Raw genomic sequence first — 11,651 nt, forward strand, 5'->3', positions numbered from 1 at the left:
GGCGGCCTTCTCTCGAACCTCGCGGCGTTCGGCGAGCGCGGTCGTCCCGTCGTTTCCGACATTCTTCGCTCCGACCGTACCGACGTTCGTGTCGGATACTTCGCCGGAGTTCGCGCGCCCTTCCCACCGCGGGTTCTCATAGCCGATTCAGGCGACTTGCCCGGACATGTCCTAAACCTGGGGAATGTCCTTATTTGCAGCTCACCGGCCCTGGGCAATCATGTTCTTGGGGCGGGTGATGACCCCGTCCCCGATGGGTATACGCACTTCCAAGCGGGCCGTGCACCGGCTCGCGCCGCCGACGGAAGGGGGCCAACGCGTCACACCCCTCCCTACCCGGGGAGGGAGTAGAACCAGCCTGGCCGTCGCCTTCCCGGCGGCCATGCGATGAAGGGGGTCCTATGGACATCATCGTCAAGGGTCGACGCACCGGTGTGAGTGAGAAGTTCCGACAGCATGTCGAGACCAAGCTCGACAGGCTCTCCAAGTGGGAGCGCAAGGGCATGAGCGTCGATGTGGAGGTGTCCCAGGAGCGAAACCCCAAGCTCGCCGACGTCCGCGAGCGGGTTGAACTGACCATCCACTCCGACGGCCCGGTCATCAGGAGCGAGGCCGCGTCCGTGGACCGCCACGGCGCCCTCGACCTCGCCCTCGACAAGATCGAGGCCCGTCTGCGCAAGTCCGCGGACCGCCGCAAGGTCCACCGCGGCAACCGCACTCCCGTCTCCGTGGCGGCCGCGACCGCCGACCTCCCAGGAGACCTGCCCTCACTCGCCCCGGCCGGTGGAACGGCGCCCCCTGCCCGGCGCAGCGGGGACGAGGAGATCGACGGTGTCGAGGTCGACGGCCGTTTCTCCGACGAGTTCGTCGAACTCGACACCCAGGGGGACGTTCCCGTGATCGTGCGGGAGAAGTTCCACCGGGCCAAGCCGATGAGTATCGACCAGGCGTTGATGGAGATGGAGCTGATCGGCCACGACTTCTACCTCTTCCACGACGAGGTCAAGGACACCCCGAGCGTCGTCTACCGCCGGAAGGGCTTCAACTACGGAGTCCTGCGACTGGTCGACTAGCACAATCGCGGCCTCGCCCTCGGAGCCGAACACGCCGAAGGTGAGGACGTAGCGGTCGCGGCGGGCCCGGCCGGGCCCGCCGCGCTCTTGCGGGGAAGGTCCGGTGGTGTCCCCCTCCCCGGACCCTCGAAGCGGCGGGACCGGCCTCGGAACCCTCGATCCCCTAATCCTCGGAACCCTCGGTTCGCTCTTCGTCGGTGGCCTGCTTGATGCGGTGCAGCGGCGTCTGGTGCGGTTCCTCCGACTCCACGCGCGGCGGATCCAGCACCACGTCGGAGAGGATGTCGCAGGACACCGCCACCACCAGCGCGGCCAGCATCAACAGGCCGCCCGCCACCAACAGCCACAGGGAACCGCCGAGGACGATGGCCAGACCCCCCAGGGCGAACCCCACGCAGGCGAGTGCCACGACGATCCATGAGGCCGCGCTGCCCCGGTGACCGCTACTCGGCGCCAGCGCGCCGCCCTGGCGTTGGAATCCTCGGATGCGTCCCCGGCGCTTCTGTTCCTCGTCACTCGGCTGGTGCCGCTCCCAGGCGAGTGCGGGATCGTCCTCCTCGGAGGGGCGGGAGCGCGTCCCGTGCGGGTTCTCGACCGCGGACTCGATCGCGTCGGCCGGGGTCCGAGGCCCCGGCGGGCGCTCGTCCTCGAAGTCCCGCGCGGTGGCCCCTTCGTGTTTCCTGCGGGCTGGCATGGCTCCTCCCTCGGTAGTGCTTTTCCGGCCGGGTGCCTTCGCGCGGAACGTGCGGACACGAACCCGCGTTCAGAACACCCTGCACCCATTGCACTACCCGAAGAAATACGCGAGTCTGCACGAACATCATCAAAATGGCGGGAACATCCACCCCCGTGCGAATCGTTTGTCGGTAGGACGGGGAGAGGGTCGGGGTCCTCTAGGATGTAGGCCCGAGGGCCCAGGGTTCCCCCTGACCTCCCACGAGAAAACGAGTGCGGTCAGCGGGCCAAGATCTGACCCTCCACCGAAAGTGGAGACGACCGCGATCTGCGAGGAGCGCATAGGAAGTGCCAGGCATACTCGACAAGCTCCTGCGCGCGGGTGAAGGAAAGATCCTGCGCCGGCTCAATAAGTACAAGGATCAGGTCAACCTCCTCGAGGACGACTTCGTCGATCTGAGTGATGACGAGCTGCGCGCCCTGACCCAGGAGTACAAGGAACGCTACGCGGACGGGGAGTCCCTGGACGACCTGCTCCCGGAGGCCTTCGCGACGGTTCGCGAGGCGGCCAAGCGCACCCTGGGCCAACGCGCCTTCGACGTTCAGGTCATGGGCGCGGCCGCCCTGCACCTGGGCAACATCGCCGAGATGAAGACCGGTGAGGGCAAGACCCTGACCGGAAGCCTCGCGGTGTACCTCAACGCCTTGGCGGGCAAGGGCGCCCACGTCATCACCACCAACGACTACCTCGCCCGACGCGACGCCCAGAACCTGGGTCGCATCTACCAGTTCCTGGGGCTCGAGGTCGACGTGGTGGGCCCGCAGATGAGCGCGGAGGCCCGCCGCAACGCCTACAAGGCCGACATCACCTACGGAACCAACAACGAGTTCGGTTTCGACTACCTGCGCGACAACATGGCGCTCTCGCTCAAGGACACGGTCCAGCGCGAGCACTACTTCGCCCTGGTCGACGAGGTCGACTCCATCCTCATCGACGAGGCGCGGACCCCGCTCATCATCAGCGGCCCCTCGGAGCAGAACTCCCGTTGGTACTCCGAGTTCGCCAAGATCGCTCCCCGCCTGAAGGCGGAGGAGGACTACGAGGTCGACGAGAAGAAGCGCACCGTCGGCATCACCGAGTCCGGTGTGGCCAAGGTCGAGGACTGGCTGGGCATCGACAACCTCTACGAGGCCGTCAACACCCCGCTGATCAGCTTCCTCAACAACTCCCTCAAGGCCAAGGAGTTGTACCGCAAGGACAAGGAGTACATCGTCAAGGACGGTGAGGTGCTCATCGTCGACGAGTTCACCGGCCGTGTCCTGGCGGGACGCCGCTACAACGAGGGCATGCACCAGGCCATCGAGGCCAAGGAGCGCGTCAAGATCAAGGACGAGAACCAGACCCTCGCCAAGGTCACGCTCCAGAACTACTTCCGCCTCTACGAGAAGCTCGCCGGTATGACCGGTACCGCCCAGACCGAGGCGGCGGAGTTCACCCAGACCTACGGCGTCGGCGTGGTGCCCATCCCCACCAACAAGCCGATGATCCGTGAGGACGTCAAGGACGTCGTCTACAAGCACGAGGACGCCAAGTTCCAGGCCCTGGCCGAGGACATCGCCGAGCGTCACGAGGAGGGCCAGCCCGTCCTCGTCGGTACCACCAGCGTGGAGAAGTCCGAGCTGCTGTCCCGGATGCTCAAGCGCGAGGGCGTCCCGCACGAGGTCCTCAACGCGAAGAACCACGCCCGTGAGGCCTCGATCATCGCCCGGGCCGGCAAGCTCGGCGGCGTCACCGTCGCCACGAACATGGCCGGTCGCGGTACCGACATCATGCTCGGCGGCAACCCCGACTTCCTCGCCGACGAGGAGCTCCAGAGCCGTGGCCTGAGCCCGCTGGAGACCCCGGAGGAGTACGAGGAGGCCTGGCCGGAGGCCCTGGAGAAGGCCAAGGCCGAGTTCGAGGAGGAGCACGAGAAGGTCGTCGAGGCCGGCGGTCTGTACGTGCTCGGTACCGAGCGCCACGAGTCGCGTCGAATCGACAACCAGCTCCGTGGTCGTTCCGGCCGTCAGGGTGACCCGGGCATGTCCCGCTTCTACCTGTCCCTCCAGGACGACCTGCTGCGTCTGTTCAACTCCAGCCGTCTGGAGGTGTTCATGAACCAGCTGAACATCCCGGACGACCAGCCGATCGAGTCCGGCATGGTGAGCAAGGCGATCGCCTCCGCTCAGGGCCAGGTCGAGTCGCAGAACTTCGAGATCCGAAAGAACGTCCTCAAGTACGACGAGGTCCTCAACCGCCAGCGCAAGGTGATCTACGCCGAGCGCCGCAAGGTCCTGGAAGGCCAGGACCTGCGCGAGCAGGTCATCGAGATGCTGGAGGAGGTGCTCCGCGGCTACGTCGCCGAGGAGACCGCACGCGGCGACGCCGACGAGTGGGACCTCGACAAGCTCTGGCGGGCGTTCAAGCAGGTCTACCCGATCAGCTTCACCGTCGACGAGTTCGTCGAGGAGAACGGTGACGTCCACACGCTGACCACCGAGCTCATCGCCGACGGCGTCGTCGAGGACGCCAAGGCGGCCTACGAGACCCGCGAGTCCGAGCTGGGCGAGGAGGCCATGCGCGAGGTCGAGCGCCGCGTCATCCTCCAGGTGATGGACCGCAAGTGGCGTGAGCACCTCTACGAGATGGACTATCTCCAGGAGGGCATCGGCCTGCGCGCGATGGCTCAGCGCAACCCGCTGATCGAGTTCCAGCGCGAGGGCTTCGACATGTTCCAGCAGATGCTGGAGGCCATCAAGGAGGAGTCGGTCGGCTTCCTCTTCAACGTCGAGGTCCAGGTACAGAAGAAGGCCGAGCCGAGCCTCACCACCGCCGCCGCCGCGCAGACCGCCGCGAAGGTCGGCGGGACCGCGAGCGCGACCGCCGTCGCCACCGCGGTCGCGGAGGACGAGGAGGCGGCCGAGGCCAAGGCACCCGACACCGAGGCTCCGGCCGAGGACGTCGTGGTCCCGGGCTTCGGTGAGGACCGGCCCAGCCGGTTGCAGTACTCGGCTCCCAGCGAGGACGGCACCGTCGAACGGCACAGCGAGGCCAACGACGAGTACGCGGGCACCGCGCGCAACTCGCCCTGCCCCTGCGGTTCCGGTAAGAAGTTCAAGAAGTGCCACGGGGACGCCTCGGCCAAGTAGCCGGGGGTTTGCGAACCGAAGCGCGCGTGGGCGCGGTCCCCGAGGGGGCCGCGCCCACGCGCGTGTCCAGGTGGCTCCAGGGTCTGCTTTGTGGACCGTCACCCGTTCGGGCGCCGTCAGGCCCTGTTCTCCGGGGTGCTAAGAGGTCTGGGTGACCTTGTTGAGGCCGCGGGGGACGTCGGGGTCGTGGCCGAGACGGCGGGCCAGGTGCTCGGTGAGCAACTGGGCGGGCACGATGAGGTTCATCGGCGAAACCCACTCGGGCACGTCAGGGGCGGGAATGGACAGGTCGCTGGCGGCGGCCAACGCCTCGCCACCGCCGATGCCGAACACCGGGGCACCGGCCGAGCGCGCCTTCTCCGCGAGGGAGACCGTGCCCTGAAGGGTCGGCCCGGTGGGGGAGGCGACCAGGACCGCCGGGGTGCGCGGGTCCAGGACCGCGATGGGTCCGTGCAACAGGTCCGCGTAGGACATCCCCATCGCGTGGAGGTAGCAGGCCTCCTTGAGCTTCAGAGCCGTCTCCAAGGCGGTGGAGTAGGCCATGCCTCGTCCGGAGATCATGGCGCCGCGCACCGCGACCATCCGTTCGACGATCTCCTCCAGGACGTCCGTGGGCGCGGCGAGGGTCTCCTCGATACCCTGGGGGACCAGGTCCAGTTCGCCGGGGTCCAGGTCGGCGCCCAATCCCAGAGCCAGTACCGCCAGAGCGGCCAGTTGGGAGTTGTAGGTCTTGGTCGCGGGTACGGAGAGCTCGTTCCCCGCCTGGGTGACCAGGGCGACGTCGGCCTCGTTGGCCAGCGTCGAGTCGGCGCCGTTGGTGACGGCCAGGGTCCGGGCACCGCAACCCGCGGCCCAGCGCATGGTCTCGACGATCTCCTCGGTCTTGCCGGACTGGGAGATGGCCACCGCCAGGACGTCGGACAGGTCGACCTTCGCCCCGTACTCGGTCGCGATGGACGGAGAACCGAGAGTGGCCAGCCTGCCGGTGTGGGCCTGAAGCAGGTAACCACCGTAGACGGCGGCGTTGTCCGAGGACCCTCGCGCGATGAAGAGGACGTGTTTGGTGCGACGCCCCAGTGCCTCGATCTCCCCGCGCAGGGGGAGGAGTTCGGCGAAGGTGCGACGTAGGGCGTCGGGCTGTTCCGCGATCTCCGCTCGCATCGTGCTCGTCGTGGTGGTCATGTGCAACAACCTTCCCAGGGTGTGTACGGGTCGCCCTGGACGGGCGTCGGATGCCGCGCCGAAGGTCGGTGAAAGGCGGGGAGTCCTTGGTTCCACGCTCGTCTCGACCTCGTCGGCGGAGGATTGACATGAAGTCGGAGGCTATGGTCTAGTCCGGACTATACCAGTCGGAGCCGAATCGCCCGGAGAGGCCCGAACGCGGGGGCGAGTCGCACACCAGGGTCGCCCCCATCCCGACCCGACCGCAGAACAGAAGGTCGCCCATGTCGATCGATCCCGCCAACCCCATGCCGAAGTACGTGCAACTGCGCGAGCTGCTGCTGGACCGGATCACGTCGGCAGGGCTGGGCGTGGACGACATGATCCCCTCCGAACGCGAGCTCAGCGTGGACTACGGTCTGTCCCGGATGACGGTGCGTCAGACCATCGACCTCCTGGTCACCGAGGGCAAGATCTACCGGGTTCCCGGTAAGGGCACCTTCGTCGCCCGCCCCAAGATCGAGATGTCCCTGGTCCTGGCCTCCTACAGCGAGGACATGCGTGCGCGCGGCTTCGAACCGGGCGCTCGCGAACTCATCCGCCAGGTCATCCCGGCCAGCGGTCACACCGCGCGCATGCTCGACATCGCCCCCGGCACCCTCGTGCACCACATCGAACGCATGCGCACCGCCGACGATGAACCCATGGCGGTGGAGCGCTCCAACATCCCGGCCGCGATGGTGCCGGGGCTGGAGGACCACGACCTCGCCGAGAGATCTCTCTACGAGGTCCTGGAAAACGAGTTCGACATCCTGTTGGATTCCGGGGAACAGACCATCGAGGCCGGGATCTGCGACTCGGCAGACTCCCGTCTCCTCGGTCTGCCCGCTGGAAGCCCGGTGCTGATCATGCAGCGCCGCAGCTTCGCCAAGGGGCAGTGCGTGGAACTGGCACTGTCCACCTACCGTGCCGACCGTTACCAGCTGCACTCCAGGTTGGATCCGCGCCGGCACAGCGACTGACACCCCCGCGCCCATCGGCGCACCGCTAAGGGAGGCCCCCCGCCATGTCGGACCCGAAAGCAGCCAATACCTCACCGAAACCATCCGGTGGTGCCGGTGGAGGAGGTGGGCGCGGTTCCTCCGCGCTGGCCGTCCTCCAACGGCTCGGCCGCAGCCTGATGATGCCGATCGCGGTCCTGCCCGCCGCCGCGATCCTGCTCCGCCTGGGCCAGGACGACCTGCTCGGTGCCGACGGTCTGGGCGGACTGCCCGGCATGTCCTGGATGAACCCGGTCTCCGGAGCCGTGGGCACCGCCGGTGACGCCATCTTCCAGGCGCTGCCGCTGCTCTTCGCCATCGGGGTGGCGATCGGTTTCGCCAAGCGCGCCGACGGCTCCACCGCGCTGGCCGCGGTCGTGGGCTACCTGGTCTTCGACCGGGTCTCGACCTGGACGATGGCCACCTTCGACGGGCCGCAGGGCGATCTCGGTTCCCAGGTCACCTCCTATCCGCTCCCGATCGATCCGGTCACCCGGGAACCCATCACCGACCCCGAGACGGTCAACGCGGTCGCTCCGGCGATCGACCACGCGATCAAGAACCCCACCGACGTACTCGGCGGGATCGTCATCGGTCTGCTCGCCGCCGTGCTCTGGCAGCGCTACCACCGGATCAAGCTGCCCACCTGGCTCGGTTTCTTCGGCGGCCGTCGCTTCGTACCCATCGTCACCGCCCTGGTCGGTCTGCTCATGGGCGTGGCCCTCGGTCTGATCTGGCCGATCGTGGGGATGTGGATCCAAAACCTTGGTGAGACCATCATCGGCGCGGGCGCGCTGGGCGCCGGCGTCTACGGGATCATCAACCGCATCCTTTTGCCGATGGGCCTGCACCACGTGGTGAACTCGTTCATCTGGTTCGTCTCCGGCAGTTACACGGCAGAAGACGGCAGCGTCTCCCATGGTGAGATCACCCGGTACTTCGCCGGGGATCCCGACGCCGGTGGCCTGCTGTCCGGGTTCTTCCCCGTGCTGATGTTCGGTCTCCCCGGAGCCGCTTTGGCCATGTGGTTGACGGCGTCCCCGGCCCGCCGGGCCCAGATCGGTTCGATCATGATCCCGGCCGCGCTCACCGCGTTCGCCACGGGCATCACCGAACCGGTGGAGTTCGCGTTCATCTTCGTGGCCCCGGTGCTGTTCGGTGTGCACATCGTCCTCACCGGCGTCTCCATGGCGGTGCTGAACGCGTTGGACGTACAACTGGGCTTCGGTTTCTCCGCGGGTCTGATCGACCTGTTGCTCAACGCCACCAAGGGCAATACGGAGGGTCTGGGGATCCTGCTGTTGTTCGGGGTGCTGTACTTCCTGGTCTACTTCGGGATCTTCTACCTGCTGATCAAGAAGCTCAACATCCCCACCCCGGGGAGGGAGGCCGAACCGGAGGAGAACGTCGCCGCGTACACCACCTCGGCCGCCGACGAGGAGAACCGCGCCGGTTCGAGTGGAACGGAAGGGGACGGCGGGGCGACCGCGACCGGCAAGGACCCCGCCGACTGACCCTCGCCGGCCGTCCTCGTGGACCGGTGTCTCGGGACCTTCGCCGGGCACCGGTCGGCGTCGACCCTGGCGTGTGCGGTCCATCACCTTCTAAGCTCGGTTCGGATTCGTGAACGTGTCCGTCGGACACGCGAGAACAGAGCGCGGAGGGTACATGGCCGACAAGGCTGAGGCGATCGTCGCCGGGCTGGGCGGAGCCGCCAACATCGAGGACATCGAGGCCTGCATCACCCGATTGCGCACCGAGGTCGCCGACCCGGGGCTGGTGAAGGAAGAGGCCCTGAAGGCGGCCGGCGCACACGGGGTGCTGGTCTCCGGCAGGGTCGTGCAGGTCGTCGTCGGACCCGAGGCCGACAGCCTCACCGACGACATCCAGGACCTGTTGGAGTAACCCCTGGTCAGGGTTTCGGAACGGTCGGCGGGGCGACCGCCGGAGAGGTTCGGGACGGGGTGGGGGAGAGAACGTGGGGCCTTCGGCCCTTTTGGTCGATGCGATCCTGGATTAAGTCGCGTCCGTAGGGAAGATCTCCTCCATGTCAGACCACACCAGTGCGCTGCGCGTACTTTCCCCCGTCACCGGAACGGCGATGTCCCTGGAGACCGTGCCCGACCCGGTGTTCTCCCAGAGCATGGTCGGCCCCGGGCTGGCCGTGCATCCGGAACCCGGGCAGGAGGGTGGTCAGGAGTCCCGGCAGGAGGCGGTGGCCCCCATATCCGGGACCCTGGTCAAGCTCCACCCCCACGCCTTCGTGGTGATGGCCACGGACGACGGACACGGTGTCCTGGTCCACCTGGGCATCGACACCGTGCAACTCGCGGGGGAGGGGTTCACCCTCCTCGTCTCGGAGGGCGCCGAGGTCACGGCGGGCACCCCGGTGATCGAGTGGTCACCGGGGCTGGTCGCCTCCCTGGGCAAACCCTCCGTGGTCCCGGTGGTGGCGCTCGACGCCGGCGCCGACGCCCTGGGCGGGCACGCGAGCGGCGCCGTCAACACCGGTGACGAGCTCTTCGTGTGGACCCCGGCCCCCGTCCGGCCCTGAACACTGGCCGACCCGAACGTCCCCGACGGACCCGACGAACCGAGGTCGCACGCGAACCAACGGCGAGGTGACCTCTCCCACCGAACCCGACCGGGTATTCTCCGGCGGCACCAAGCGAACCGCCGGAGATGACACCCCACATGAAATCGCACGCCCTGGCCCCGGTCTGCGTAGGCCTCGCCTTGATGATGACCGCCTGCACCACGACACCCGAGGAGGTGGGAACCTCGCCTGGAGAGAACGAACAGTCACCGGAAGCCTCGGCCGAGCCCTTCGAACCGGTCCTGGCACCCGAACTCCTGGCCGGAATGGACCTGGACGAGAAGATCGGCCAGCTGATGGTCCTCACCGCCCAGGGCACCACGGCCGCGGAGAACGCCCCGCTCATCGAGTCCTACAACCCCGGTGGGCTCATCTACTTCGACGCGAACCTGAGCGACGCAGAACAGATCGCCGAGCTGTCCGTCGGGGTCCAGGACCTGGCCGCCGAACAGGGACAGGGGGTCCCCCTGTTCATCGGCATCGACCAAGAGCAGGGCCGGGTCGTGCGCATGCCCGTGGGCACGCGCTTCCCCGACGCGATGGCGGTCGGGGCCACCGGTGACACCGAACTCGCGGCCCTGCGCGCCACCACCACCGCCACCGAGCTGGCCGCGGTGGGTATCAACCTCAACTACGCCCCGGACGCCGACGTCAACACCGACCCGAACAACCCGGTGATCGGCAACCGTTCGTTCGGTTCCGACCCGGACAAGGTCGCCGAGATGGTGCTGGCCGAGGCCGGCGCCTACGCCGACAGCGGTGTGGTGCCGGTGGCCAAACACTTCCCCGGGCACGGCGACACCGACGTGGACAGCCACTCCGGGCTGCCCGTCATCGACCTGCCCCGGGACGAGTGGGAGGCCGAGCACCTGCCGCCGTTCCGGGCGGCGGTGGATGCGGGGGTGGACTCGATCATGACCGCACACGTGCTCATGCCGCAGCTGGACGGTTCCGAGGATCCTGATCCAGCGACGATCTCACCGTCGATCATCGACGGGATCCTGCGGGAGGAACTCGGCTACGACGGTGTGGTCACCACCGACGCCCTCAACATGGAGGGCGTGCGTCAGCGTCACGACGACGGGGAGGTCGCGGTCCGCGTGATCGAGGCGGGTGTGGACCAACTCCTCATGCCACCGGACCCGAGTGCCGCGCTCTCCGCGATCCGCGAGGCCGTCGAGAGCGGTCGGCTGAGCGAGGAACGCATCGACGAGTCGGTGCTACGGGTACTGACGCTCAAGGAGAAGCGGGGGATCCTGGAGGCCGATCCGGTCGACCCGGCCGCGGCCACCGCGGTCATGGAGGACCCCGAGCACGCCGAGGCCGCCCGTCGGGTGGCCGAGGCCTCGGTGACCCTGGTGCGCAACGAGGGCGACCTCCTGCCCCTCGGACAGGGCACCAAGGTGCGGGTGGCGGGAGTGGGTTCCGAAAGCCTGGCTCCGGCCCTGTCCGACGCGGGCCTGGAGGTCGTGGACAGTGGTGAGGAGGTGCTCGTGGTGGGTACCGAGGGTGCCCGCGGTTCCACCGAGCAGCAGGGCCTGGTCTCTTCGGCCCAGGGCGCGGGCACACCGGTCGTGGCGGTGTCCCAGGGCGGCCCCTACGACCTGGAGGTCATTCCCGAGGTCGAGGGCTACCTGGCCCTGTACTCGGCGGTGGAGGTCTCCCGAACGGCCGCCGCCAGGGTCATCGCCGGAGAGGTCGAACCTTCGGGTGCGCTGCCGGTGGACATCCCCGGCGCGGACGTGGGTTCCGGTACGGGTCTCGGTTACTAGATGAGTGATTCCAGGGGGGTGGAGGTGGCCGGGGCGGTGGGGTCTCTGGCTCTTGGGTGTTGTCGGGCGGGGTGGGGATATCGGCGTGTCCACACCTCGAAGTAGCACCTATGGGCGTTACCGGCACCGCCGGTACTTAGTGCCC

Annotated in this window: 9 protein-coding genes; 7 read left to right on the top strand and 2 right to left on the bottom strand. The window is 67.8% G+C overall.

Annotated features, from left to right (window positions below; translation table 11 throughout):
- The first annotated feature begins 401 nt into the window (after window positions 1–401).
- On the top strand, window positions 402–1,073 hold the full coding sequence (hpf, locus tag NLI01S_RS21195) for a ribosome hibernation-promoting factor, HPF/YfiA family (RefSeq protein ID WP_067607340.1): 672 nt from the start codon (window positions 402–404) through the stop codon (window positions 1,071–1,073).
- A 163-nt stretch (window positions 1,074–1,236) separates the two neighbouring features.
- On the opposite strand, the gene NLI01S_RS21200 is transcribed toward hpf, so the two are convergent.
- On the bottom strand, window positions 1,237–1,767 hold the full coding sequence (locus tag NLI01S_RS21200; RefSeq protein ID WP_067607342.1) for a hypothetical protein: 531 nt from the start codon (window positions 1,765–1,767) through the stop codon (window positions 1,237–1,239).
- 329 nt (window positions 1,768–2,096) lie between these two features.
- Here NLI01S_RS21200 and secA point away from each other — a divergent pair, with 329 nt between their 5' ends.
- A complete protein-coding gene (secA, locus tag NLI01S_RS21205; RefSeq protein WP_067607344.1) occupies window positions 2,097–4,937 on the top strand; it encodes a preprotein translocase subunit SecA in 2,841 nt (946 codons plus the stop codon).
- Window positions 4,938–5,075: 138 nt separating this feature from the next.
- Here secA and NLI01S_RS21210 read toward each other — a convergent pair whose 3' ends face one another.
- A complete protein-coding gene (locus tag NLI01S_RS21210; protein WP_067607346.1) occupies window positions 5,076–6,119 on the bottom strand; it encodes an SIS domain-containing protein in 1,044 nt (347 codons plus the stop codon).
- Window positions 6,120–6,382: 263 nt separating this feature from the next.
- Between NLI01S_RS21210 and NLI01S_RS21215 the strand changes: the two genes are divergently transcribed.
- The 5 genes from NLI01S_RS21215 (at window position 6,383) to NLI01S_RS21235 (ending at window position 11,506) form a co-directional block, all read left to right on the top strand.
- A complete protein-coding gene (locus NLI01S_RS21215; RefSeq protein WP_067607348.1) occupies window positions 6,383–7,120 on the top strand; it encodes a GntR family transcriptional regulator in 738 nt (245 codons plus the stop codon).
- 44 nt (window positions 7,121–7,164) lie between these two features.
- Window positions 7,165–8,652 (top strand): PTS transporter subunit EIIC, encoded by a 1,488-nt coding sequence (locus tag NLI01S_RS21220; protein WP_067607350.1) that lies wholly within the window; start codon window positions 7,165–7,167, stop codon window positions 8,650–8,652.
- A 154-nt stretch (window positions 8,653–8,806) separates the two neighbouring features.
- A complete protein-coding gene (locus NLI01S_RS21225; protein ID WP_067607352.1) occupies window positions 8,807–9,043 on the top strand; it encodes a glucose PTS transporter subunit EIIB in 237 nt (78 codons plus the stop codon).
- 142 nt (window positions 9,044–9,185) lie between these two features.
- Window positions 9,186–9,692, top strand: coding sequence for a PTS sugar transporter subunit IIA (locus NLI01S_RS21230; protein WP_067607355.1), 507 nt, complete (start codon window positions 9,186–9,188; stop codon window positions 9,690–9,692).
- A 140-nt stretch (window positions 9,693–9,832) separates the two neighbouring features.
- Window positions 9,833–11,506: a glycoside hydrolase family 3 protein gene (locus NLI01S_RS21235; protein ID WP_067607357.1), complete on the top strand. Its 1,674-nt coding sequence runs from the start codon at window positions 9,833–9,835 to the stop codon at window positions 11,504–11,506.
- The last annotated feature ends 145 nt before the right edge of the window (window positions 11,507–11,651 follow it).

Origin of the sequence: Nocardiopsis listeri NBRC 13360, assembly GCF_001570765.1 — a bacterium.
Taxonomy (GTDB): domain Bacteria; phylum Actinomycetota; class Actinomycetes; order Streptosporangiales; family Streptosporangiaceae; genus Nocardiopsis; species Nocardiopsis listeri.

What these genes read in the sequence shown, in the direction of transcription:
- hpf (WP_067607340.1), top strand. Translation starts at nt 402, where the DNA reads ATGGACATCATCGTCAAGGGTCGACGCACCGGTGTGAGTGAGAAGTTC.
- NLI01S_RS21200 (WP_067607342.1), bottom strand. Translation starts at nt 1,767, where the DNA reads ATGCCAGCCCGCAGGAAACACGAAGGGGCCACCGCGCGGGACTTCGAG.
- NLI01S_RS21210 (WP_067607346.1), bottom strand. Translation starts at nt 6,119, where the DNA reads ATGACCACCACGACGAGCACGATGCGAGCGGAGATCGCGGAACAGCCC.
- NLI01S_RS21215 (WP_067607348.1), top strand. Translation starts at nt 6,383, where the DNA reads ATGTCGATCGATCCCGCCAACCCCATGCCGAAGTACGTGCAACTGCGC.
- NLI01S_RS21220 (WP_067607350.1), top strand. Translation starts at nt 7,165, where the DNA reads ATGTCGGACCCGAAAGCAGCCAATACCTCACCGAAACCATCCGGTGGT.
- NLI01S_RS21225 (WP_067607352.1), top strand. Translation starts at nt 8,807, where the DNA reads ATGGCCGACAAGGCTGAGGCGATCGTCGCCGGGCTGGGCGGAGCCGCC.
- NLI01S_RS21230 (WP_067607355.1), top strand. Translation starts at nt 9,186, where the DNA reads ATGTCAGACCACACCAGTGCGCTGCGCGTACTTTCCCCCGTCACCGGA.
- NLI01S_RS21235 (WP_067607357.1), top strand. Translation starts at nt 9,833, where the DNA reads ATGAAATCGCACGCCCTGGCCCCGGTCTGCGTAGGCCTCGCCTTGATG.